Origin of the sequence: Citricoccus sp. GCM10030269 (assembly GCF_042665635.1) — a bacterium.
Classification (GTDB): Bacteria; Actinomycetota; Actinomycetes; order Actinomycetales; family Micrococcaceae; genus Citricoccus.
Genome location: NZ_JBHTCV010000005.1, coordinates 288,702 through 311,471 on the forward strand (window position 1 = coordinate 288,702; position 22,770 = coordinate 311,471).

A 22,770-nucleotide genomic window follows, 5' to 3' on the forward strand; every position below is an offset into this window, starting at 1 on the left:
GGTCTCCTGTAGCGGTGTTGGGGTCGGGAGGGGATGGGGATTGGGCGAGGCGCTCAGCGCCGGTGACCGGTGGTCAGCCACTCGACCACATCCGGTTGGTGGAGGACGCCACAAACGGATCCGTCGAGGGCCAGAACAGCGTATTCGGTTCCCTCCACGGTCGCGAGCCGGTCCACCAGTGGGCGTCCGGCCTCGGTGGCTCGGACGATCGCGCCGCGCGGCAGAGCCCGAGCGGTCGCCGCAGCCGGGACGGATGCGGCCTCTTCCGGGGGCACGGACGAGAGGGCGGTCTCGTCCACGATGGCCTCGGGCTGTCCGGTGGCGGAGACGAGTACGGTCCGGGTTCCGGTGGGCCGGGCGAGCACCTCGGCCACCGTGGCCGTCGAGGGCAGACCGATGGCCGGACGCATCAACTGTCCCGCCGTCAGCCTCGGAACCCGTAGCCGCATCTCAGCGCCACGGATGGATTCCGTCGCGCCGGACCACAGGAAGTAGCCCACCAGCACGAGGATGACGATGAGCGACAGATCGGCCGGCCGTCCCTGCAGCATGGGGATCACCACGACCCCGACGGCCAGCAGCACGACGATGCCCCGGCCGGCCCAGCCGGCAGCGATGGAGCCCCGGTCCTGATCGCCGGTCGCCGCCCACACAGCCGACTCCACGATGCGACCGCCATCCAGGGGAAGACCCGGCAGCGCATTGAAGATCGCCACCAGCCAATTGGCGTAGGTGAAGATGCCCAACAGCAGGTCCGCGACGCCGTCGGGCTGCCACGTGGCCATGAGCGTCTGACCACCCAAGGCCAGCACGACGTTCGCCGCCGGTCCGGCCAGGGCGGTGACCAGGGAACGGCCAGGTGTGGCCTCGAAGGACCCGAACTGGGTGTGACCGCCCCAGAGATTGAGCACGATCTCGGTGGTCGGCCAGCGAAAGATCCTCGCGGTGAGGGCGTGGGCGAACTCGTGGACCAGGACCGAGAGCAGTAGCAGAACCGCGTAGAGGAAGGCGATGCCGTAGGCGCCCGCGCCGAGCTCCGGGAAGAGCCGCTGCACTTGAGGCCCGAACATCACGACGACGAACAGCGCGATGAGTGCCCAGCTCCAGGCCAGATAGACCGGAACGCCGATGATGCGTCCGAGTGGGAGCAGGCCTCGCCGGCGGGGAGTCGCCTCGAGGGCGTTCTCGCTCACGAGGCTCCGCCGGGGGCCGATCGATGGGCGATCGGAGCCTCCGTGGGTTGTCCGGCACCGGCCGACAGCCGGTCCGCGGCCTGTGCGAGGTCCCGCGGCGACCGGCCAGACAAGCTGGTCCACTTCTCCCAGCGAGGATCGTCAGGCAGAGCGAGGATGTGTGGCACGGCGACCACCGGCAGACCGGCTCCCGCGGCAGACTCCAGCCCGGGCAGGGAGTCCTCCAGCGCCACGCAGTCACGGAGCCGCAGACCGTCCACGCGCCGGGTCATCACGTCGAAGGCGGTGGTGTACGGCTCCGGGTCCGGCTTGCCGTGCATCACCATGTCTCCCGTGACGAGGAACTCCCACGAGCCGGCGGGCATCGATTCGGCCACGACCGAGGCCAGCGGCGCATGTGACATGGTGACCAGTGCGCACGGGACCGCGGATTCACGAAGGGCCGCCAGCAGTTCCCTCGCGCCCGGACGCCACGGCACCGAGCGGCGGACGCTCTCGATGACGTGCCCCATGGTCAGCTCGATGATCTCGCCGACGGGCTTCTTGACGCCGGCGTCCTGCAGCAGTCGAGCCCCGTGGTCGAGTGCCTGTCCGACGAGACTGTGGGCGAGGGCGGTGGTCCACTCCCCACCGGCGTCCTCCACCAGTGCGCGTTGGCTCGCGTTCCACAGCGGCTCGGTGTCCACGATGGTGCCGTCCATGTCCCAGAAGACCGCCGCGGGACGTGCAGCACGAACAGAGCGGTCCTGGAGACGCGAGCCGCCTGAGGTGAAGGGGGTGGGCATGGTCTCCAGTCTAGGCGCAGAAGGGTGGTCTCCTGGGCGTCTGGCACCACTGGTTCGCCCGGTCTAGGGTGACACTCATGGCAGAGATGGAGAGTGCACACGGTCCCCTTGGTCTGCGGGACCATTTGGCCCGGTCGGTCTCGGGTCGTCGCCCGGTGGTGCTGATCGCGGCGTTCGAGGGCTGGAACGACGCCGGCGAAGCGGCGACCAGCGCGATCGAATTGCTCCGTCACCAGTTGGGCGCGACCGCTGCCGGATCCCTGACGGACGGGGACTATTACGATTATCAGTTCACTCGGCCGACGGTGACGCGTGACGCCGACGGTCTGGGAACGCTGCATTGGCCGCAGACCCGGATGTACCGAGCGACCGACGTCGGCAGTGGAGACCAGGGCACCGGAGTCGACGTGCTGCTGGTCTCCGGAGCCGAGCCGAGCTACCGCTGGCAGGCCTTCACGGCCGAACTGCTGACCCACGCCGCCGAGCAGAACGTGGACGCCGTCGTCATGCTCGGTGCTCTGCTCGCGGACGTGCCGCACACCCGCCCGCTGCCGGCGGCGCCCTCCAGCGCCGACCCGGAGGTGCGCGAGGCGGTGGGCGCCGTGCGACCGACCTATGAGGGGCCCACGGGCATCGTGGGCGTCGTCACGGACACCGCGGCTCGGGCGGGACTTCCAACGGTGTCCCTGTGGGCGACTGTCCCCCACTACGTCTCTCAGGCTCCCTCACCGAAGGCTGAACTGGCCCTCTTGCGACGGCTCGAGGACCTGCTGCAGGTGACGCTGGATCTGGGCGCGCTGGCCGAGGACGCCGAAGCGTGGGAACGGGGCGTGAACGAGCTGGCCGGTGAGGACCCGGACGTCGCGGCGTATGTGGAGCAGCTGGAGCAGGCGCGGGACACCGAGGAACTTCCCGAGGCCTCCGGGGAAGCGATCGCTCGCGAGTTCGAGCGGTACCTGCGCCGCCGCGGTCGCGGCCGCGACTGACCGGCTACAGCTCCAGGCCCAGCAGACTGTTGGCCACGGTCCTGACGTCCGGCGTGGAGTCCTCTCCGACCGGGGCCGGTGCCGGAGCCGGTGCGCCAGCGTTGGCCGACTCGGCCCAGCGATCCAGTTCCCTCAACGCCGCGGGTGCGTCGAGGTCCTCAGAGAGGGCGCGGTGCATGGCCTCCAGCACAGCCCTTCCGTCGCTGGCCGCCTCGTGACTCAATGCCTGTCGCCAACGAGCCACCCGCTCGGTGGACTGCTGGAGCAGCTCACCGGTCCATTCCCAGTCCGAGCGGTAGTGGTTGGACATCAGCGCCGTACGGATCGCCACGGCCTCCACGCCCTGGGGCAGCAACTGAGACACCAGCACCAGGTTGCCCAGGGACTTGGACATCTTCTGCCCGTCCAGCCCCACCATGCCGGCGTGGACGAAGCTCTTCGCCAGTGGTTGACCGTCGGCGGCAGTGGCGTGGGCCGCGCTGAACTCGTGATGAGGGAAGCGCAGGTCTGAACCGCCGCCCTGCACGGTGAACGGCACGGGCAACAATCGACGCGCGATGACGGAGCATTCGATGTGCCAGCCGGGGCGCCCGGTGCCCAGTGACCCACCGTCCCAGCTCGGCTCTCCAGGGCGCGCCACCCGCCAGAGCAGCGGATCCAGCGGATTGCGTTTACCGGGACGGTGGGGGTCTCCACCGCGTTCGGGGAAGACCTGGACCATGTCCGCGGCGGACAGTTGGCCGATGCTGCCCAGCGTCCAGTCCGTGGCGGCCTCGGCCGCGTCGATGGAGAAGTAGATGTCGCCGTCGGGATCTCCGTCCGTTCCCGGGACCGAGTAGGCGGTGCCGTTGGCCATCAACTGCTCCACCGCATTCACGATCCAGTCCACCGTCTCGGTGGCGCCGACGAAATGGTCCGGGGCCAGCACATTGAGGGCCTCCATGTCCGAACGGAACAAGGCGGTCTGCTCGGCGGCCAGTTCTCGCCAGTCCACCCCCGTGGCGGTGGCGCGCTCCAGCAGGGGATCGTCCACATCGGTGACGTTCTGGACATAGGCGACCGTCTGCCCGGAGGCCCGCCAATAGCGGTTCAACAGGTCAAAGGTCACATAGGTGTTCGCGTGGCCGATATGCGTCGCGTCGTAGGGCGTGATGCCGCAGACGTACAGCGAGGCCTCGGCCGTGTTGCCCGGATGCCGCTGACGACCGGCAGAGGTGTCGTGGATGCTCAACCGGTCCGGTTGGGCCGGCAGGGCGGCCGGCCGGGGGACGTTCCAGGATTCCATCAGGCGCTGATCACTCCAAAGCCGAGCAGGATGTACAACAAGAGGCCCAGGCCGATGCGGTACCAGACGAAGGGGTTGTAGGAATTAGTGGAGATGAACCTCATCAGCCATCCGATGACGATGTAGCCGACGATGAACGCCGCCAGTGTGGCAACGGCGGTCTCCGCCATGCCGTAGGCCGCGGTCTGCTCCGGATCGCCGATCGAGCGGAACAGCTTGTAGAACCCGGAGGCGAAGACGGCCGGCATCGCCAGCAGGAAGGCGTAACGGGTGGCGGCCTTGCGGGTGTACCCGAGGGCCATGCCCATGGTGATAGTGCCGCCGGAGCGGGAGACGCCGGGGATGAGGGCCATCATCTGCGCCAGGCCGTAGAGGATGCCGTCCTTGACGGTCAGCTTCTCCAAAGGCTTGGTCTGCCGGCCGAGAGAGTCGGCGAGGGCCAGCAGCAGACCGAAGACGATCAGCATGGTCGCGACGATCCACAGGGAGCGGAACGAGCTGTCGATGGCGTCCTCGAACAGCAGGCCGGCCACACCAATCGGCAGGGATCCGATGATGATGAGCCATCCCATGCGGGCGTCGGGATCGTTGCGAGCCACCGAACCGAACAGTGAACGGAACCACCGGGAGATGATCCGCACCACGTCCTTCCAGAAGAACAGCAGCACGGCCAGTTCGGTGCCGATCTGGCTGATGGCGGTGAACGCCGCTCCTGGGTCGGCAGCCCCGGGGAGGAACTCACCGACGATGCGCAAGTGCGCCGAAGACGAGATGGGCAGGAATTCTGTCAGGCCCTGGACCACACCCAGGATGATCGCTTCTAACCAGTTCACATCAGTGAACCCTACGTCACCACCGGGGCCGACCAGCGACAGGAAAACGCCGGTCAGGTGATCGGTTCGAGGTCATCCTCGTCGTCATCAACGGTGTCATCTCCGTCATCATCATCGTCGTCGTCATAGACGTCCAACGGAGTGAACTCACCGGTAGCGGCGTACAGCGCGTCTTCATAGGCCTCAAAAGAGTCAGCGACGTTGAAGAAGGCCGATTCGACCGCCGGGTCGTCATCGTCACGCTTTCCGGTGGCGGCCGCCAGATGTTCTTCCAATGCGGAAACCAGGGCCTCAAGGGCCACGCGCGGGTCGATGCTCATGCCCACACGGTAGCCGGTTTTCCTCCGGCTGGCATAGGGTCTTCTGGGAACGACGAGACCGTGTCGGATTCGGAAGGATGACGGATGCGCGAACAGACGATGGCCAGCGGCCTGGACTCGTTGGAGCGGCAGGACAACTGGGAGTATCTGGTGATGACCGTCTCCCCACGGGACTCCTTGCCCGAGGTCCGTCGCCGGGTCGTGGAGCATGCCGAGTACGGCAAGTGGGAGCTGCAACGCTCGATTCTCTACCGTGGAGGCGCCCGGCGTTACTGGTTGCGCAGGCGGGTCATGCGCGTGCGCTCGACCCTGGGCCTGTAACTCTCAACTACTCACTCTCAACCGGGCCGAGCATGAAGCTCGCCAGGGTGTTGTGCGCCGATTCGTCGTCTGAGGGGTGAAACACGCCGGCCATGACGTCTCGGTAGATGCGGGAGAGCTCGTTCTGGCGGTGATACGAGGCCCCGCCGGACGCCTCCAGCGCGAAGTCCGCTTGCGCCTTGGCCGTCCGGACGGCCTGAGTCTTGTTGGCCACCAGCCGGGGGAACCATTCCGTGCCCAGCTCCGCGCCGGCGTCGATGCTCTCGGCCACTGAGCGCAACTGGGCGTCCATGGTCAGCTGCCGCAGCGAGGCTTCCGCGGTTTTGTACCGCAGCACGGGATCCTGGGCCAGCGGCTGTCCCGTGGTCTTCGAACGACGGCGGCCCAGGCGCTGCACGGCCAGCTCCACGGCTCGGTCTCCGATCCCCGTGTAGACGGCGGCGAGGAACGTGAGGAAGGAAGCAAAGACCCCGAAGGTGAGCGGATCTGCGTTCGGCCCGGCCGGGGTTCGGCGTAGGATCCGCTCCGCCGGGACCATGGCCCCGTTCAAGGTGGTGGTGTGGGAGTGAGTGGCTCGCATGCCCAACATGTCCCACGACGAACTGTCCGCTGCCCAGCCCGGGGCAGACCGGTCGAGGAATCCGAAGACGAGGTGGCCGCCGTCGGGCGTCTTGCCGAAGATGCCCAAGCGGGTCCAGACCGGCGAGAGCGAGGTGAAGATCTTGGTGCCGGTGAAGCGGTAGGAGCCGTCCGGCAGGGGTTCGGCGACCGTGTCCGAGTCGAAAAGCACGGCGTCGTTGCCGGGCTCGGAGATCCCGAAGGCGAACACCTCCCCGGCAGCCGACTCGCGGCGTACGAAGGCCAACGAGTCGTCCCCCTGCTGCGAGAGCACGGAGGCCACCCCGTTCCAGACCAGATGCATGTTGACCGCGAGAGCAGTGGCCGGCGAGTGCATGGCCAGCGTCCGCTGGGCGGCGACGACGGTCGAGAAGTCCCAGCCCAGTCCTCCCTCGGCACGGGGCGTCAGGGCGCCGAGATAGCCGGCTTCGCGCAGTGCCGTCAGGTCCTCATACGGGAAGGCATTGGCCTCGTCGTACCCCGGGGCACGGGAGCGGATTCCCTCCAGGAGAGTCTCGGTGAGCACGGTGTTGACGGTGGGCAGCTGGGGGCTCTGAGGTGTCGGCATGGTCAGCGCGCTTCGAGCATGCGGTAGAGGACGCGGCAACCGAACACGAGGGAGTCCACCGGAACCCGTTCGTCGATGCCATGGAACAGCCCGGTGAAGTCGAGATCGGCGGGCAACTGCAACGGCGCGAATCCGTAGCCGGCGATCCCCAACCGGGACAGCGATTTGTTGTCCGTGCCGCCGGACATCATGAACGGCAGCACGGGCGTTCCCGGGTCCTCGGCCTGGAGCGACTCCACCATCAGATCCACGAGGTTTCCGGAAAAGGGAACCTCCAGGGAGATGTCCCGGTGCTCGTGGCTGAAGTCCACTCCTTCCCCGGCCAGCTCACGCAGAGTCTGCATGACGTGCTCCTCCTGACCCGGCAGGAAGCGGACGTCGAGGGTTCCCTCAGCCTTGCCCGGAATGACGTTGTGTTTGTATCCGGCGGTGAGCCCCGTCGGATTGGAACTGTTGCGCAACGTGGAGCCCACGAAGCGGGCAGCGGAGCCCAATGCTTCGAGCTGCGGCCCCGGATCCGTCTCATCGAAGGGGATGCCGCAGATCTCGGCGACCTGTTCCAGCAGGTCGCGCGTGGTCTTGGTGTACTCGACCGGCCACTGGTGGGCACCAATGCGGGTCATCGCTCCGGAGAGCCGGGTGACGGCGTTGTCCGGGTGAACCGCGGATCCGTGTCCCGGGGCGCCGACGGCGGTGAGATTGAGCCAGGCCAGCCCCTTCTCCGCCGTCTGCAACAGGTACGCGCGCTGACCCTGGATCTCGGTGGAGAAGCCGCCGACCTCGCTGATCGCCTCGGTGGCACCGTCGAACAGCTCCGGGTGATGATCCACCAACCAGCGGGCCCCATAGACTCCCCCGGCTTCCTCGTCGGAGAAGAAGGCGACGATCAGATCGCGGCGGGGCGCCAGTCCGGACCGGTGCAACTCACCGAGGACGGTGAGGATCATGGCATCCATGCCTTTCATGTCCACCGCCCCGCGGCCCCAGATCATGCCATCGCGCAGTTCTGCCGAGAACGGGTCCACCGTCCATTCGGAGGCCTCGGCCGGCACGACGTCGAGGTGGCCGTGCAGCACGAGCGCGGGGGCCTCGGTATCCCACCCGGAGATCCGGCCGATCACACTGGCCCGACCCGGTGAGGATTCATAGATCTGCGGTTCCATGCCCGCCTGACGCATCAGCTCAGCACAGTACTCCGCTGCTTCGCGCTCGCCCCGAGAGGAGTTCCCTCCGAAGTTGGAAGTGTCGATCCTGATCAGGTCCCGGCAGGTACGGACGACGTCGTCGCGGAAATCGGTGTTCATCCCGCCAGCCTATCGAGGACCGGTGGCCGGTCTCACGCTGATGTCCCGAGGTCGTTCGGAGAAGTGTTAGGATAGTCAGCGCTGCCTTTCGGAAATGCACCAACGGGAGCTTTGAAGAAGCAGCAGATGTGCGCGCGGGTGGCGGAATTGGCAGACGCGCAGCGTTGAGGTCGCTGTGCCCGCAAGGGCGTGGGGGTTCAAGTCCCCCTCCGCGCACAGAGTGAGAGCAGGAAAAAGGCCCTCGGCCAGGAGCGGAACTCCTTGGTCAGGGCCTTTTCTGCGTCTTCGCGGACGTGGACATCGACCGGCTCTCTTGTGCAGCGACCACGTGCCGTCACCGTTCTGGACCGCTGTCACCACGCGACCACTACGCGATTTCCCTCAGCAGTGATCCCGATCCGTGGTCACGGTTCGTCGCCGGGGATACGGTCATGGCATGATCCCCGCCGAGGCAGTCATCAGGCCGATGGGCCGCGTCTCCAACCGCATCAAACGCGAGGTCCTGACCCGTCTCACCCCCGTCCGTTGGGCGGTTGACGGCAGGCACGAAGAACGGCGTCGCAACTGGGCGCCTTTCCTCCCGCCACTCGACCCGGCCCAGGCCGGGGTGGTCTGCACGCTGCAACGAGACGGAGTGCTGATCACCTCCCTCGAGCAGTTGGGCATACCCGACACCGATAGCCTCAGGACGACCCTCGAGGAACTGGTCGATTCGCTGTCCAGAGTCTCCCCCTCTGAACTCTCCCCTTCTGAAGCCAGTACGGTGCGCCCCTCGTTGGATGAGTTGCTGGCGGATCCCACTCTCTGGCAATGGGGACTCCAAGACCGCCTCCTGGACCTCGTGGAGAATTACCTCGGCGTGCCCGCGCGGTACTACGGTGCCGATGTGCGGCGCGAGGTCAGCAACAATGAGACCGTCGGCGTGCGCCAATGGCACCGGGATGCCGAGGATCGGCGTACCGTCAAGATCCTCATCTGGCTCAACGACGTCGATGACGACGGCGGTCCCTACGCCTACATTCCCCTGGCAGAGACTCTGCACGCCGTAGCGGCTCTGCGGTATGTCGCCGGATTCGTCGATGACGCCAAAGTCGCCTCGGTGACGTCACCGGGGGCCGCAAGGACAGCCACTGGTCCGAAATGGACCGCCGTCGTGGCCGATAACTGTCGACTGCTGCACCGCGCCACTCCCCCGGTGGCTCGCGATCGGTACTCGGTCACGTTCACCTGGTCCTCTCGCACCCCACTGAAGACCGAGCCCGCCCCGGAGTACTCTTCCGAGCACATTCACCGCCTCAGAAGAGGGCTCACGGAACGGCAGCTGCACTGCCTGCCGCCGAGCTTCGCGGTGTGATCACCTGGGAGTGCTCTCTCACCGGTTGTTGCGGTGGCTGGCGGGACGCCTGCGATAATCAGGGCTGAGGGGTCCTGCTGGCACCCCGGTAGCCCCCCCGACCCGAGGTGAAAGAGGCCCGCCCGCCATGACCGAAGCGCGCGAACTGCTGCAACGGCTGGCGTATGCCTACGGTGTCCAGCCGTCCTATCGAGGGCACGACGGGCACGAGTATCCCGTTTCCGACGAAACCCTGGTCGCGGTGCTGGCCGCCCTGGGATGCCACGTCGAGCCGGACGGCACGGCGGGCTTGCAGACGGCTCTGGAACGACGACGGCTGGAACCATGGCGGCGCGTTCTCCCCGAGACGACCGTCGCCCGGGGCGGCTCCGAGACCTCGGTGCAGGTCCGAGTCCCCCACGGCAGCGCCGTCACGCTGGACGTCGTGCTGGAGGACGGCTCCCAGCGGACGCTCGAGCAGTTAGAGGACTTCACCGAGCCCCAACAGGTCAACGGTGACCTCATCGGCCAGGCCACCTTCCGGGTGCCCAAGGACCTTCCCCTCGGCTGGCATCGGCTGGTCGCACGACTGGACGATACTCCGGATGTGGAGGCGACCCTGGTGGTCACTCCCGAACGACTCGACACCGCTGACTCGTTCCGGACCCGGCGAGGGTGGGGCCTGTCCGTGCAGCTGTACTCGACGAGGTCGTCGGCGTCGTGGGGCGTGGGTGACTTCCGCGACCTCGCGGAGCTGGCCGTGCAGACCGCCGCCCACGGCGGTGACTACGTCCTCTCCAATCCGCTGCACGCCACCACGCCCGAACCCCCGGTGGTGTCCTCCCCGTACTCCCCCTCGACCCGGCGATACACGAACCCGATGTATCTGCGCATCGAGGATCTCCCGGAGTACGCCATGCTGAGCCCTCGGCGCAGGGTCCTCGTCGACGAGATGGCGGCTGCCCGGCGTCGGGACAATCTCAGCGCCGATGCTCTCGACCGTGATGCCGTCTACGCCGCGAAGCTGCGCGCCCTGCGTTGGCTGCACCGGGTCGCCCCCTCGCCGGAGCGCGCGGCCGCGTATCAGGCGTACCGCGAGGAGGAGGGCCCCGGCCTGGACGACTTCGCACTGTGGTGCGCGCTGCGGGCCGCGTATGCCGCGGACGATCCGCTCTGGCAGGACCCGGGGCTGGTCCCCGGCGGAGCCCTCGCCGAACGGTTCCGGTCGGACCTCGCCGAGGAGATCGACTTCTACCGGTGGCTGCAGTGGCTCTGTGATGACCAGCGCGCCTCGGCCCAGTCGGCCGCGCTCGACGCCGGCATGCGGCTCGGCCTGATGCAGGACCTCGCGGTCGGTGCGGACCGGAACAACGCGGACGCATGGGTGCTGCAGGATCAGCTGGTGGCCTCGATGTCCGTGGGAGCCCCGCCCGACATGTACAACCAGCGCGGTCAGGACTGGTCCCAGTCGCCGTGGCATCCGCAGCGTCTGGCCGAGACGGGATACCGGGCGTACCGGGACATGCTCCGGTCGGTGTTGCGCCAGGCCGGCGGCGTGCGGGTGGACCACATCCTCGGGTTGTTCCGGCTGTGGTGGGTCCCCGTGGGCAAGCCACCGACCGAGGGCGCCTATGTCACCTACGACCACGAGGCCATGATCGGCATCCTGGCGCTTGAGGCTCAACGGGCCGGAGCCGTCGTCGTGGGCGAGGATCTAGGCACGTTCGAACCCTGGGTCCAGGATTACCTGGCCCAGCGGGGACTGCTTGGAACCTCCATCCTCTGGTTCGAACAGCTCGACGACGGCCCGCGCCCGCCACAGGACTACCGCGTGCAGTGTCTGTCCTCCGTCAACACCCACGACCTGCCTCCGACGGCCGGCTACCTCGCCGGCACGCACGTGGACCTGCGAGAGCGCCTCGGTCTGTTGACCGATCCGCAGCGGGAACGCGAGAGGGCCGCCGAGGAACGTGATGTCTTTCTCCGGGCGCTCCAGAACAGCGGCTTCTATCCGGCCGGAGCGCAACCGGACCTGACGGACCCGGCCGATGTGGCCGACGTCGTGGTGGCCCTACACCGATACCTCGCCCAGGCGCCCTCGATGCTCCACGGGGTCGCGCTCGTGGATGCGGTGGGTGAACAGCGCATCCAGAACCAGCCGGGAACCCAGCAGGACGAGTACCCCAACTGGGAGATCCCGCTGGCCGATGCGCAGGGACGGCCCGTCTTGATCGACGATCTCGACGCCGTCCCGGGATTCGCTCGACTGCTCGATGCGGTTGATCGGGAACTGCGCGGCGCCGCTGAGTCCCACGCCGAAGACCACCACCGCCACGGGCACTCGTGACGGCTTCGTGGGGCGTGGTGATGGTGTCCCTGCACACCTCTCCGTTGGCGCAGCCTGGCCAGGGCGACGCCGGTGGCATGAACGTCTACGTCCGGCAGCTGGCCACTGCCTTGGCCGCCAACGGTCATCCGGTCTGGATCCTGACGCGTCGGGACCGGCCGGGGCAGCGTGTCCGGGAGCTTCCGGTGCCCTCGTTAACCGGGGCGGCCCGGGCCACGGTGGTTCCCGTCCCTGCCGGGCCGGCGACACCGCTGCCCAAGGAAGACCTCTCTCAGTGGATCGATGACTTCGCCCGGAACGCCCCGGGGGCGCTCATCGCCGCCGGTGGGTGCCACGGAAGCGACTGCCGCTGGGTGGTCCATTCGCATTACTGGCTCTCAGGACTGGCCGGACTGGCCGTGGCCGCCTCCCTCAACCACGCACCCGTGGTGCACACCATGCACACCATGGCGGCGGTGAAAAACGCCCATGACGAGTGCTCCGTCGAGCCGGAGGAACGGGAGCGCGCCGAGCAGCGGATCGCGACCGCCGCCGACCTCCTGGTGGCGAACACCCCCGCCGAACGGGAAGAGCTCGTGGACCATTACGGTGCGGACCGGTCCAAGATCCAGGTGACTCCCCCGGGGGTGGACACCACGGTGTTCCGGCCCGACGGTGATTCCCACTGGCCGGGCCGACCGGCTCCGCTCACGGTGTTGTTCGCCGGGCGGATCCAGGCGCACAAGGGGCCCCAAGTGGTGATCAAGGCCGCCGAGCTGGTGAACCGCCGGGATCCTGGACGGCCGGCGGTTGCCGTGCATCTGACCGGAGCGATGTCGGGCGCCTCCGATCTCGACCTGGAGCGTCACGTGGTCGAGTCCGGCCTGGATTCCTGGTGCACCATGTCCGGACCGGTCTCGGCGCAGGAACTGGCAGCCTTCTACCGCGCGGCCGACGTCGTGGTGGTGCCCAGCTATTCCGAGTCCTTCGGCCTGGTGTCTCTGGAGGCTCAGGCTTGCGGCACCCCCGTGCTCGCGCACCGGGTCGGCGGCCTGACCTACGCGGTGGCGGACGGCGAGACCGGCCGACTCGTGGACGGGCTCAGTCCCGAGGCCTGGGCCGATGAACTCGAGTCGATCGCCGCTGATCTAGAGTCCTGGCGGTCGATGGGTCCAGCGGCCGCACGGCGGGCTCGCGGATTCGGATGGCAAACCATGGCCGCGCAGATGTCCACGGCCTACGAACACCTCTCCTCCGCGCCCTCTAGGGAACCGTGATCATCCCGGTGAAATGAGGTTTGCCGGAGCGGGCGTTCCAGGCCGTCACTTCGGTAGTACCGGGGTCGGGGTGCCCGAAGTGCAGCGACACCGTTCCCGGGAGCCTGGCCGGGGTGGCGAAATCGATGCTCCACGAGTGTCCTGCGCCCTCCGGTTCTCGACCGGCCAGCATCCGACCGGCCAGATACATGCCGTGGGCGATCATGCTCTTCTGTCCCAGGGCCCGGGCCGCCACGGGATTCAGGTGGATCGGGTTGTAGTCGCCGGAGACCGCCGCGTAGTCGCGGCCGGTGGAGGCGGGCAACGTCCACCGGGCGGTCAACGGCGGGGGCACGAAGGTCGGGCGGGCGGCTCGCTGGGGACGGTCGTGGCCATGCAGATGTACGCCGGTGGCCAGGTACGTGGAGGTGCCTTCCCACAACACCTGCGGTGAACCGGAATCGCCAGGTCCGTGGACTGTCACCACGAGATCCACGGTGGTGCCAGCGTGGTGCGGTGCCAGATGCGTGGCCGAGGCGGCGATCTCCAGCGGGACACCCGAGGGAACGGGGGCGTGGTGGTCGACGCGGTTCTGCAGATGGACCAGGCCGAGCAGCGGCAGCGGGAATTCGGCGTCGGCCATCAGTTCCATGGCTGCGGGGAAGGCCGCGACGTGGACCAGGACCGACGGCAGGTCGGCAGGATCCGGCGCTGTGGCGGCCGGCGCGAACAACCTCGCGTACTGATCCACCAGTTCTGGGTCTATCACGTGATCATGGACCACCACGGCGTGTCCTGGCAGTTCCGGTGGGCGGCGGCGACGGAGGACGGCATCGCCAGCGGCTCTCGTCAGGGCTTTGCGGTAGCTGGACAGCAGAGGTGTCATGGTCTCGCGTTCCATCTCAGGCTCCCATCATGCCCTGGCCGCAGACTCTCAGCGTGGAGCCCGTCGTTCCTCCGGCAGCATCGGAGACGAGGAACGCCACGGCTTCCGCGACGTCCACCGGCAGCCCGCCCTGCTGCAGGGAGTTCAGCCGTCGGGCGACTTCGCGGGTGGCCCGGGGCATCTTCGCGGTCATCTCCGTCTCGATGAAGCCCGGGGCCACCGCGTTGATGGTGCCGTGGGGCGTGCTGGTGCCCTCAACGCTGGAGCCGTCGGAGCCACCGGCTGGCGCCGATGGGTCCATCAGTCCAGCGGTCGCCGCGACCATGCCCATCACGCCGGCCTTGGAGGCGGCGTAGTTGGTCTGCCCCGTGTTGCCGGCGATGCCGGAGGTGGAGGCCAACGACGCGATGTGCAGGCCGTCTCGTCCCACGACCGCCTGGCCGTCGACTCCCTGACCGGCGGCGGCGAGGAACGTCCGGTTCATGGCCAACTGCGCTTCGATGTTGACCGCGATCACCGAATCCCATCGGCTCGCGTCCATATTGGCCAGTTTCCGGTCCCGGGTGATGCCGGCGTTGTGGACCACGACGTCGAGGCGGCCGTGGCGCTCGGCGCAGTGCCGCAGAATCGTCTCTCCGGCGCTCGGTGCGGTAATGTCCAGTTGCAGCGCGGTCCCGGAGAGCGAATTCACGACGCCGGCCAGCGCCTCCCCGGCAGCCGGCACGTCCACCCCCACGATGGTGGCGCCATCGCGGTGCAGCGTGGCAGCGATGGCGGCCCCGATCCCCCGGGCGGCACCGGTCACCACGGCCACCTTGCCGGCCAGTGGTTGGTCCCAGTCCTGCGGAACCGTGCCGCCGTCGGTGATGACGGGGATGAACTGACCGGAGACGAAGGCGCTCTTGGCGGAGAGCAGAAACCGCAAGGCTCCAGCGGCCCCGGGAACGGAGAGCGCCGTGTTCTCCCCGAGGACCAGACCGTTGGCGGTGCCACCCCGGCGCATCTCGTGAGCCAGCGACCGGGTCAGCCCTTCGACGCCACGGCGTGCCGCCCGCACGGCTGGTTCAGCAGTGCCGCTGGGATCGCGGAACACCGTGATCACTCGGGCGCTCGGCCCCAGCTGGCGCTGCACCGATCCCAGCGCCACAGTGGTCGCCGAGAGGTCCGCCGGGGTGCCGACCCCGTCATAGCAGGCGATGACCGCGCCATAGAGGTCGTCGTCCCCCGGTTGCCGACGGACCTCCAGTCCCCAGCCGAGGAGCATCTCGGCGGACTCCTCCGCCGCTGGACCGTCGCCGAGAACCAGCACCGATCCGTCGACGAGGTTCTGTCCCGGTTCGTACCGGCGCAACGCGGCCGGCTGGGGCAGACCGAGGGCGCGGGCGATCTTGCGGCCCATCGGTTGGTTGACGAGAGCGGTGTAGGTGTCAGTCATCAGTGCTCCTGTTCAGTGCTGCTGGTTCGGGCGACTCGATCAGCGTCCGCGGACGATGGCGACGATGCCCTGACCGCCGGCCGCGCACACTGAGATCAAGCCCAGAGATCCCGGTCCCTTCTCATGCAACAGTTTCGCCAGAGTGGCGGTGATGCGGCCACCGGTGGCCGCGAACGGGTGCCCGGCTGCCAGCGATGAGCCGTTGACGTTGAGCTTGGTCCGGTCGATGGAACCGAGCGGGGCGTCCAGCCCCAGCGCGGAACGGCAGAACTCCTCATCCTCCCAGGCCTTCAGAGTGGACAGAACGGTGCCGGCGAAGGCCTCGTGAATCTCGTAGTAGTCGAAGTCCTGCAGGGACAGACCCTGGCGCCGCAGCAGCCGGGGCAAGGCGTAGACCGGGGCCATCAACAAGCCCTCCTTGCCGTCCACGAAGTCGACGGCACCGGTCTCGAAGTCCACGAATTCGGCCAGGACCGGTAGTCCCTTCTCTGCGGCCCATTCTTCGGATCCCAGCAGCACGGTGGAGGCGCCGTCGGTCAGCGGCGTGGAGTTGCCCGCGGTCATGGTGGCGTCCGATCCGAGATCTCGACCGAAGGCCGGCTTCAGCGTACCGAGCTTCTCCAGAGTGGAGTCCGCCCGCAGGGAGTTGTCCTTGGACAGCTTGCCGAACGGGGTGACGAGGTCGTCGAAGAAGCCACGGTCATAGGCGGCAGCGAGGTTCTGATGACTGGCCAGGGCGAGCTCATCCTGGGCCTGACGGGAGATGCCCCACTGGAGCGTGGTCCGGGCCTGGTGGTCGCCCATGGACAGTCCGGTGCGGGGTTCCTCGGTGCCGGGTGCCTCGGGGGCCAGATGACCCGGGCGGAACTTCAGGACGGCCTTGATCCGGTCTTGAGCCGTGCGGGCGCGGTTCAACTCCATCAGGACCGCTCGGGCGGCGTCGTTGAACACCAAGGGGGCGTCCGAGATGCTGTCCACCCCGCCGCCGATGGCGGAATCCAGTTGGCCCAGACGAATCTTGTTCGCCAGTCCACCGATCGCCTCCATGCCCGTGGCACAGGCGATCTGCACCTCGTGAGCCGGAGTGGTCGGGTCGAGCGAGGTGCCCAGCACCGACTCCCGGGTGAGGTTGAAATCCTTGCTGTGCTTGATGACCGCTCCGGCGGCCACCTCTCCGATCCGTTCTCCTTGGAGCCCGAATCGAGCCACCAGTCCACTCAGCGCCGAGGTGAGCAGGTCCTTGTTGGACACCGAAGCATATGCACCGTGGGCACGCGCGAACGGCGTCCGATTTCCGCCCACAATGACGGCCGGACGGAGCCGACCACCGGCGATGGCAGCCGTGGCCGCTGTGGCCGCTGTGGTGCTCGTGTCAGTGGTCGCATCGGACGGGGCGGAGGAATTGAACTCGCTCATGGTGGTCCCTTCGAGGTGGTCACGGCAGGTCGTGGATCAACCGAGGGCCGTGAGGGAAACGTGACGGGGCTTACTGACACTCACAGTACCTGATACGCTCGGTATCGTGAATACCGCAGTGGACAGCGTGGAGAGCGCGGACGGTCGCAACACCCGTTGGGAGCAGCACCGGCTGCAGCGCCGTGCCGACTTGATCCGCGGAGCGCGGCGCGCGGTGCACGACCTCGGACCCCAGGCGTCCATGGACGAGATCGCTGCGCACGCGGGAACCTCCAAGAGCGTCTTCTATCGGTATTTCGGGGACAAGAACGGTCTGCAAGTGGCGGTGGGACAGCGCGCCATCGAGTTCATGGAACGGGAGCTGATGTCCGCCGCAGAGACCTCGGACAACCCCTTGGACGGTCTGTACTCGATGGTGTCCGTCTATCTCAGACTGGCCGAGTCCTCTCCCCACGTCTATGCCTTCTCGACGCGACTGCCGGCTGGCCCCGACGGGCAGCCCGCGGCCATGGCCGACTTCTTCGACCGGATCGCCTCCGTGATCGACGTGCATTTCCGTGAGTACCTGCATCAACAGCAGCGAAGCCCCTCGCCGGCGTCCGCCACCTGGTACTGGCCCCGCGCCGCCATCGGGATGGTCCGTTCGGCCGGCGAGACCTGGCTGGCGTCGCCGCCGAACGAACGCCCGGCCGCAGATCGGCTGGCCCGCAAGATCACCGCGTGGCTGACGATCGGGCTGACGGGCAGCTACGCCAAGGTTCCCGATCCGTCCTGAGCCCGCCCACTCGAATCCATCGCCTTCCACTGGGTGAATCCACCGCTTCACTCGCCGAACAGGAGCAGTCATGACCACCACTGATGCGAACGCCACTGCCGGCCTTGAGCCGGCCACGGTTCCCCCGACCCCGGAAGCCGACGACCTGACCGGATCCTTCAGCGCGATCTCTGCTGCCGAACCCGGCGGGCTCGACCGTGATCGGATCGAACAACTCCTGCTCGGCCGCTGGGCGAAGGAACGCCGCGAGGGCCGACGGAACGCCAAGAACCCCGAGCTGCACAAGCTCGAGAACATCTCGATGGAGGAGCATCGTGAACGGGTCCTGGGGCAGCTGAAGATCCTGGTCGACCTCGGACAGGTCCAGAAGGCGTTTCCGAAGCGCTTCGGCGGGGAGGACAACCACGGCGGCAACATCGCCACCTTCACGGAGATGGTCAGTGCTGATCCGTCGCTGCAGATCAAAGCCGGCGTCCAATGGGGACTCTTCGGCGCGGCCATCCTGCACCTGGGCACGGAATCGCATCACGAGCGGTTTCTGCCCGACGCCCTGAACCTGAATGTCCCGGGTGCCTTCGCCATGACGGAGATCGGTCACGGTTCGGACGTGTCCTCCCTGGCCACCACGGCCACCTACCAGCCGGAGACCGACGAGTTCGAGATTCACACCCCCTTCAAGGCAGCCTGGAAGGAGTTCCTGGGCAACGCGGCCCTGCATGGAAAGGCAGCGGTGGTCTTCGGCCAGCTGATCACCCACGGCGTCAACCACGGAGTCCACGCCTTCTACGTGCCAATCCGGGACGGTGCCGGTGATTTCCTGCCGGGCGTGGGTGGCGAGGACGACGGGTACAAGGGGGGCCTCAACGGCATCGACAACGGGCGCCTGCACTTCGACCGGGTACGCATCCCGCGGACCAACCTCCTGAACCGGTACGGCAGCGTGGACGAGTCCGGCGCCTATTCCTCCCCGATCGAGTCCCCCGGGCGGCGGTTCTTCACCATGATCGGCACCCTGGTCCAGGGGCGGGTGTCCCTGGCCATGGCCGGTGCGGCCGCCTCCGCCGTCGGGCTGTCCGGTGCCATCACCTACGGCAACCAGCGGCGGCAGTTCAACGCGGGCTCGGACACGGAAGAGGAGGTGCTGATGGACTACCAGCTGCATCAGCGCCGCCTCATTGATCGGCTGGCCAGGACTTATGCGGACACCTTCGCCGCCAACGAGCTGCTCGAGAAATTCGACTCCGTATTCTCGGGAGAGGCCGACACGGATGATGACCGCCAGGAACTGGAGACCCTGGCCGCCGCGATCAAGCCGCTGACCACCTGGAACGCTCTGGACACCCTGCAGGAGTCACGTGAGGCCTGCGGCGGGGCGGGATACATCGCCAAGAACCGCTTCACCTCTCTGCGTGCCGACCTCGACATCTATGTCACTTTCGAGGGCGACAACAACGTCCTGCTGCAACTGGTCGGCAAGCGCCTGCTCTCCGACTACTCCAAGGATCTGACCAACCTCTCGATCGGCGCTCTGTCCCGCTACGTCCGTGGGCAGGCCACCGAGGCGATGGTCAACCGCTCCGGGCTTCGCCGCATGGTGCAGTCCGTGCAGGACGCCGGCTCCGAGCGCAAGAGCGCCAGCTGGTTCAAGGACACCGACGTTCAGAGGGCCTTGCTGGAGGACCGGGTCCGCACCAAGACCGCGGCGGTCGCGCAGGCGCTGATGCCGGTGGCGAAGAAATCCCCAGCCGAGCAGGCCGCCACGTTCAACGACCATCAGACCGACCTCATCGACGCCGCCCGCAACCACGGCGAGCTGCTCGAGTGGGAGGCCTTCACTCGCGCGGTCGAGTCGATCGACGACGATCACACGCGGCGGATCATGACCTGGTTGCGGAACCTCTTCGCTCTCCGAGTCATCGAGGATGACCTCGGCTGGTTCCTGGAGACCGGTCGCATCTCACCGCAGCGTGCCCGTACTCTGCGCTCCTACATCAACCGACTGGCGGCTCGTCTGCGACCGCACGCTCAGGACCTGGTGGACGCGTTCGGCTATGAACCGGAGCACCTCCGGATGGAGGTGGCCAGCGGGGAGGAAGCTGCTCGCCAAGACGAGGCGGCGGAGTACTTCCGCCGCTTGCGGGCCTCCGGCGAGGCGCCGGTGCATGAGAAGACGCTGCGTCAGCGTCGAAGGTGATGCGGGGCGTGACTTAGGCTCGGCAGAGACGCCACCGAAGGCGCGACCGGAGACGAGCTGAGGGAAGCTGAGGGGACCATGATGCACGCAGCGGCAGAGGCGAACCGACGATCTGTCCAGCCCCACCCACGGACCACAGTGGTGGTGGCCACCCGCAATCGCCGCGAGGAGCTCCTGGCCTACCTCGGTCACCATGAGGCGCCGGTGATCGTCGTGGACAACGCCTCCACCGACGGCTCACCCGGTGCCGTCGAGGCGGCCTTCCCCGGCGTGCGCGTGGTCCGTCTCCGCCGCAATCGCGGTGCCGTCGGACGCACCATCGGCGCGCGGCTGGCCACCACGGACTACGTGGCCTTCGCGGACGACGACTCCTGGTGGGCCCCAGGATCCCTCGCCACGGCGGAACGGCTGCTGGACGACCACCCGAGCCTGGGTCTGCTGGCCGCGTCCATTGCCGTCGGACCCGAGGAGACTCCCGACCCGATCAACGAGGTCTTGGCGGCCTCTCCGCTGGGACCGTCCCAGGCCGGCGTCGGGCCTCGACTGATGGGATTCGTGGCGTGCGCGGCGATCGTCCGGCGTGAGGCCTTCCTGAGCGTTGGCGGGTTCGACCCGGTGGTCCGCTTCCCGGGGGAAGAGGAGCGGGTGGCGTGGGATCTGGCGGACGCCGGCTGGGAGTTGGCGTATGCGCCGCAGCTGCTCGTGCATCACCACCCCTCCACACACCGCGAACCCGGCGAGACCCGGCAGCGCGAACTGCTGCGCAGCGGTGTGCTGTCCGCACTGATGCGGCGGTCCTGGGACGTCGTGGCACGTCAGGTCTCCTCCGCCTGGGATCAGGGTGAGCGCGGACGGCGCGCGTTGGTCTCCACCGTGCCCAAGATTCCGTCGGCCCTGGCCCGACGACGGCCGGTGTCGGAAGCGGTCGAGACAGCAATCGCCCGGCTCGGCTGGACCACGCGGGTCAGCCGGGGATCTCGCACAGCCGGTGCCGGCGATGCGGGCGATGCGGGCGAGCAGCACCTTCACGAGCGGGTCTCGGTGGTGATGATCACTTACAACCGGCGGGACGAGGCGCTGCGATCCCTGGAGCGGCTCGTCGCCCTTCCGGACCGGCCGCCCGTGATCGTCGTGGACAACGGCTCGACCGACGGGACAGCCGAGGCCATCCGAGCGGGATACGCGGAGGAACCACAGGTCACGCTCATCGCCAGTGAACAGAACCTCGGGGCCGTCGGCCGCAATCTCGGTGTGGAGCAGGCGAGCACGGAATTCGTCGCCTTCTGTGACGACGACACGTGGTGGGAGCCGGGCGCCCTCACCGCGGCCGCCGAGGTGCTCTCCCGCCACCCGAAGCTCGGCGTCATCACCGGCAAGATCCTCGTGGAACCCGGAGCCCGGGAGGATCCCATCAACGCCGAGCTGGAACACTCCCCCGTCGCCGGCCCCGACTGGTTGCCCGGGCCCGCGCTGGGCAGCTTTCTGGCCGGTGCCTCGATCATGCGCACCGAGGCGTTTCGCGACGTCGGCGGGTTCAGCCGGCGACTGTGGCTCGGCGGCGAAGAGGAACTCATGGCCGCCGATCTCGCCACCGCCGGCTGGGAGCTCTGCCATCTTCCGGACGTGGTGGTCCACCATCAGGCTTCGACGGCGCGGGATCCGCACCTGCGCCGTCGTCACGGCTTACGCAACACCCTGTGGTTCATCTGGCTTCGCCGCCCCGTCGGAGCGGCCTTGCGGCGCACGCGGGATGTGCTGGCGGCTGCACCGCGCGACCGGACCACTGCTGCCGGCATCGCCGAGGCCGTGGCCGGGGCCGGCTGGGTGCTGCGCGAGCGCCGGGTGCTGCCCCCGCACGTGGAGCGGCGATTCCTCGATCTCGAGTACTCCCAGCGGCACAGCAGCGCCCGGCAGTACGTCAGCTGAGGATTCAGCTGACGACTCAGCTGAGTCGGCCCGTGACCGTCTCCAGGTGGTCGTCGTCCACCGCCGAGCGGAACCATTCGACCGTTCGCGCCAGGCCCTCCTGCCATGGCACCTCCGGGGACCAGTCGAGCTCCTGCTGAGCCAGGGTGGTGTCCGGCCGGCGGACCATCGGATCGTCCACCGGGCGGCCGATGAACTCGATGGGCGAGTCTGACCCGGTCGCTTCCAAGACGTCCTGAGCGATCTCCAGGACTGAGAGCTCGTGGGGGTTGCCGATGTTCATCGGTCCGGCGTGTTCACTCCAGGCCAGGGCGAGGATGCCCCGCACCAGGTCCGAGACGTAGCAGACCGATCGCGTCTGTGCTCCGTCGCCGGTCACGGTCAGCGGCTCCCCCGCCAGGGCCTGCCGGATGAACGTGGGGATGGCTCGACCGTCACGCGGGCGCATCCGGGGACCGAAGGTGTTGAAGATTCGGACGATCCCGGTATCCACCCCGTGCTGGCCGCGATAGGCGACCGTCATGGCCTCGGCGAACCGTTTGGCCTCGTCATAGACGCCTCGCGGCCCCACCGGATTGACGTGGCCCCAGTAGTCCTCGGCCTGGGGATGCACCTGGGGATCTCCATAGACCTCCGACGTGGAGGCCAGGATGAACCGCGCTCCCTTGTCCTTGGCCAGGCCCAAGGCGTGCAGCGTGCCGATCGAGCCGACCTTGAGGGTGTGGATCGGTAGTTTCAGATAGTCGATCGGCGACGCCGGAGAGGCGAAGTGCAGGACGAGGTCGACGTCACCGGGAACGTGGAGATAGTCCGTGACGTCACACTGCACGAGCCGGAATCCGGGGTCACCGATCAGATGCTCGATGTTGACGGCATTGCCGGTGAGGAAGTTGTCCAGGCAGACCACCTCCACTTCTCGGCGGCGCAGCTCGGTGCACAAGTGACTGCCGAGGAAGCCCGCCCCGCCGGTGACAACGGCGCGGCGAATGGTCCGCCCGCCCAGACGACTG

Annotated in this window: 19 protein-coding genes and 1 tRNA gene; 9 read left to right on the top strand and 11 right to left on the bottom strand. The window is 67.8% G+C overall.

Annotated features, from left to right (window positions below; all coding sequences use genetic code 11):
- Window positions 1–53 precede the first annotated feature (53 nt).
- Together ACFQQD_RS08445 and ACFQQD_RS08450 are read right to left on the bottom strand one after the other, a co-directional pair.
- Window positions 54–1,193: a site-2 protease family protein gene (locus tag ACFQQD_RS08445; RefSeq protein WP_378088264.1), complete on the bottom strand. Its 1,140-nt coding sequence runs from the start codon at window positions 1,191–1,193 to the stop codon at window positions 54–56.
- Window positions 1,190–1,978: an HAD family hydrolase gene (locus tag ACFQQD_RS08450; RefSeq protein ID WP_378088266.1), complete on the bottom strand. Its 789-nt coding sequence runs from the start codon at window positions 1,976–1,978 to the stop codon at window positions 1,190–1,192. The genes ACFQQD_RS08445 and ACFQQD_RS08450 overlap by 4 nt, the downstream gene beginning before the upstream one ends.
- A gap of 86 nt (window positions 1,979–2,064) precedes the next feature.
- Between ACFQQD_RS08450 and ACFQQD_RS08455 the strand changes: the two genes are divergently transcribed.
- Entirely contained in the window at window positions 2,065–2,964 is a 900-nt protein-coding gene (locus ACFQQD_RS08455; protein ID WP_378090050.1) for a PAC2 family protein, read from the top strand.
- 4 nt (window positions 2,965–2,968) lie between these two features.
- Here ACFQQD_RS08455 and mshC read toward each other — a convergent pair whose 3' ends face one another.
- From mshC to ACFQQD_RS08470, 3 genes are read right to left on the bottom strand one after another with little or no spacing between them, the layout of a single operon-like run.
- Window positions 2,969–4,249 carry a cysteine--1-D-myo-inosityl 2-amino-2-deoxy-alpha-D-glucopyranoside ligase gene (gene mshC / locus ACFQQD_RS08460; RefSeq protein WP_378088268.1) on the bottom strand — a complete coding sequence of 427 codons (1,281 nt, stop codon included), beginning with the start codon at window positions 4,247–4,249 and terminating at the stop codon, window positions 2,969–2,971.
- The gene (locus tag ACFQQD_RS08465; RefSeq protein ID WP_378088270.1) at window positions 4,249–5,082 is read right to left on the bottom strand and encodes an undecaprenyl-diphosphate phosphatase; all 834 of its coding nucleotides are present in this window, start codon (window positions 5,080–5,082) and stop codon (window positions 4,249–4,251) included. The genes mshC and ACFQQD_RS08465 overlap by 1 nt, the downstream gene beginning before the upstream one ends.
- A 53-nt stretch (window positions 5,083–5,135) precedes the next feature.
- The gene (locus tag ACFQQD_RS08470; protein ID WP_378088272.1) at window positions 5,136–5,402 is read right to left on the bottom strand and encodes a hypothetical protein; all 267 of its coding nucleotides are present in this window, start codon (window positions 5,400–5,402) and stop codon (window positions 5,136–5,138) included.
- An 84-nt stretch (window positions 5,403–5,486) separates the two neighbouring features.
- Between ACFQQD_RS08470 and ACFQQD_RS08475 the strand changes: the two genes are divergently transcribed.
- Window positions 5,487–5,723 carry a DUF5703 family protein gene (locus ACFQQD_RS08475; RefSeq protein ID WP_378088274.1) on the top strand — a complete coding sequence of 79 codons (237 nt, stop codon included), beginning with the start codon at window positions 5,487–5,489 and terminating at the stop codon, window positions 5,721–5,723.
- 7 nt (window positions 5,724–5,730) lie between these two features.
- Here the strand turns inward: ACFQQD_RS08475 and ACFQQD_RS08480 are convergent, their stop codons facing one another.
- Window positions 5,731–6,909, bottom strand: a complete 1,179-nt coding sequence (locus ACFQQD_RS08480) for an acyl-CoA dehydrogenase family protein (protein WP_378088276.1) — start codon at window positions 6,907–6,909, stop codon at window positions 5,731–5,733.
- A 2-nt stretch (window positions 6,910–6,911) separates the two neighbouring features.
- Window positions 6,912–8,213 carry a M20/M25/M40 family metallo-hydrolase gene (locus tag ACFQQD_RS08485; RefSeq protein WP_378088278.1) on the bottom strand — a complete coding sequence of 434 codons (1,302 nt, stop codon included), beginning with the start codon at window positions 8,211–8,213 and terminating at the stop codon, window positions 6,912–6,914.
- A 132-nt stretch (window positions 8,214–8,345) separates the two neighbouring features.
- On the opposite strand from ACFQQD_RS08485, the gene ACFQQD_RS08490 reads away from it, so the two are divergent.
- From ACFQQD_RS08490 to ACFQQD_RS08505, 4 genes are all read left to right on the top strand, one after another.
- A tRNA-Leu gene (locus tag ACFQQD_RS08490) sits at window positions 8,346–8,429 on the top strand.
- 220 nt (window positions 8,430–8,649) lie between these two features.
- Complete coding sequence (locus ACFQQD_RS08495) at window positions 8,650–9,567, top strand: hypothetical protein (RefSeq protein ID WP_378088280.1); 918 nt, start codon at window positions 8,650–8,652, stop codon at window positions 9,565–9,567.
- A 127-nt stretch (window positions 9,568–9,694) separates the two neighbouring features.
- Window positions 9,695–11,893: a 4-alpha-glucanotransferase gene (gene malQ, locus ACFQQD_RS08500; RefSeq protein ID WP_378088282.1), complete on the top strand. Its 2,199-nt coding sequence runs from the start codon at window positions 9,695–9,697 to the stop codon at window positions 11,891–11,893.
- On the top strand, window positions 11,890–13,149 hold the full coding sequence (locus ACFQQD_RS08505; RefSeq protein ID WP_378088284.1) for a glycosyltransferase: 1,260 nt from the start codon (window positions 11,890–11,892) through the stop codon (window positions 13,147–13,149). The genes malQ and ACFQQD_RS08505 overlap by 4 nt, the downstream gene beginning before the upstream one ends.
- Here ACFQQD_RS08505 and ACFQQD_RS08510 read toward each other — a convergent pair.
- The 3 genes from ACFQQD_RS08510 to ACFQQD_RS08520 are packed head-to-tail and all read right to left on the bottom strand — an operon-like array spanning window position 13,136 to window position 16,865.
- Entirely contained in the window at window positions 13,136–14,029 is an 894-nt protein-coding gene (locus ACFQQD_RS08510; protein ID WP_378088286.1) for a MaoC/PaaZ C-terminal domain-containing protein, read from the bottom strand. The two genes, ACFQQD_RS08505 and ACFQQD_RS08510, sit on opposite strands and share 14 nt — an antisense overlap.
- Before the next feature lies 1 nt (window position 14,030).
- On the bottom strand, window positions 14,031–15,449 hold the full coding sequence (locus ACFQQD_RS08515) for a 3-oxoacyl-ACP reductase (protein ID WP_378088288.1): 1,419 nt from the start codon (window positions 15,447–15,449) through the stop codon (window positions 14,031–14,033).
- 39 nt (window positions 15,450–15,488) lie between these two features.
- Window positions 15,489–16,865, bottom strand: a complete 1,377-nt coding sequence (locus ACFQQD_RS08520; RefSeq protein ID WP_378088290.1) for an acetyl-CoA C-acetyltransferase — start codon at window positions 16,863–16,865, stop codon at window positions 15,489–15,491.
- 106 nt (window positions 16,866–16,971) lie between these two features.
- Between ACFQQD_RS08520 and ACFQQD_RS08525 the strand changes: the two genes are divergently transcribed.
- The 3 genes from ACFQQD_RS08525 to ACFQQD_RS08535 all read left to right on the top strand — a co-directional run bounded on the left by ACFQQD_RS08525 (window position 16,972) and on the right by ACFQQD_RS08535 (window position 21,760).
- Window positions 16,972–17,640: a TetR/AcrR family transcriptional regulator gene (locus ACFQQD_RS08525; RefSeq protein WP_378088292.1), complete on the top strand. Its 669-nt coding sequence runs from the start codon at window positions 16,972–16,974 to the stop codon at window positions 17,638–17,640.
- Window positions 17,641–17,710: 70 nt separating this feature from the next.
- Window positions 17,711–19,834: an acyl-CoA dehydrogenase gene (locus tag ACFQQD_RS08530; RefSeq protein WP_378088294.1), complete on the top strand. Its 2,124-nt coding sequence runs from the start codon at window positions 17,711–17,713 to the stop codon at window positions 19,832–19,834.
- Window positions 19,835–19,912: 78 nt separating this feature from the next.
- Window positions 19,913–21,760, top strand: coding sequence for a glycosyltransferase family 2 protein (locus ACFQQD_RS08535; RefSeq protein WP_378088296.1), 1,848 nt, complete (start codon window positions 19,913–19,915; stop codon window positions 21,758–21,760).
- A 16-nt stretch (window positions 21,761–21,776) separates the two neighbouring features.
- Here ACFQQD_RS08535 and ACFQQD_RS08540 read toward each other — a convergent pair whose 3' ends face one another.
- A complete protein-coding gene (locus ACFQQD_RS08540; RefSeq protein WP_378090053.1) occupies window positions 21,777–22,763 on the bottom strand; it encodes a UDP-glucuronic acid decarboxylase family protein in 987 nt (328 codons plus the stop codon).
- Between the last annotated feature and the right edge of the window lie 7 nt (window positions 22,764–22,770).

Excerpts from the sequence above, each read along its gene's own strand:
- ACFQQD_RS08450 (WP_378088266.1), bottom strand. The coding sequence starts at position 1,978 with ATGCCCACCCCCTTCACCTCAGGCGGCTCGCGTCTCCAGGACCGCTCT.
- ACFQQD_RS08455 (WP_378090050.1), top strand. The coding sequence starts at position 2,065 with ATGGAGAGTGCACACGGTCCCCTTGGTCTGCGGGACCATTTGGCCCGG.
- mshC (WP_378088268.1), bottom strand. The coding sequence starts at position 4,249 with ATGGAATCCTGGAACGTCCCCCGGCCGGCCGCCCTGCCGGCCCAACCG.
- ACFQQD_RS08470 (WP_378088272.1), bottom strand. The coding sequence starts at position 5,402 with ATGAGCATCGACCCGCGCGTGGCCCTTGAGGCCCTGGTTTCCGCATTG.
- ACFQQD_RS08475 (WP_378088274.1), top strand. The coding sequence starts at position 5,487 with ATGCGCGAACAGACGATGGCCAGCGGCCTGGACTCGTTGGAGCGGCAG.
- ACFQQD_RS08480 (WP_378088276.1), bottom strand. The coding sequence starts at position 6,909 with ATGCCGACACCTCAGAGCCCCCAGCTGCCCACCGTCAACACCGTGCTC.
- ACFQQD_RS08485 (WP_378088278.1), bottom strand. The coding sequence starts at position 8,213 with ATGAACACCGATTTCCGCGACGACGTCGTCCGTACCTGCCGGGACCTG.
- ACFQQD_RS08495 (WP_378088280.1), top strand. The coding sequence starts at position 8,650 with ATGATCCCCGCCGAGGCAGTCATCAGGCCGATGGGCCGCGTCTCCAAC.
- malQ (WP_378088282.1), top strand. The coding sequence starts at position 9,695 with ATGACCGAAGCGCGCGAACTGCTGCAACGGCTGGCGTATGCCTACGGT.
- ACFQQD_RS08510 (WP_378088286.1), bottom strand. The coding sequence starts at position 14,029 with ATGGAACGCGAGACCATGACACCTCTGCTGTCCAGCTACCGCAAAGCC.
- ACFQQD_RS08515 (WP_378088288.1), bottom strand. The coding sequence starts at position 15,449 with ATGACTGACACCTACACCGCTCTCGTCAACCAACCGATGGGCCGCAAG.
- ACFQQD_RS08520 (WP_378088290.1), bottom strand. The coding sequence starts at position 16,865 with ATGAGCGAGTTCAATTCCTCCGCCCCGTCCGATGCGACCACTGACACG.
- ACFQQD_RS08530 (WP_378088294.1), top strand. The coding sequence starts at position 17,711 with ATGACCACCACTGATGCGAACGCCACTGCCGGCCTTGAGCCGGCCACG.
- ACFQQD_RS08535 (WP_378088296.1), top strand. The coding sequence starts at position 19,913 with ATGATGCACGCAGCGGCAGAGGCGAACCGACGATCTGTCCAGCCCCAC.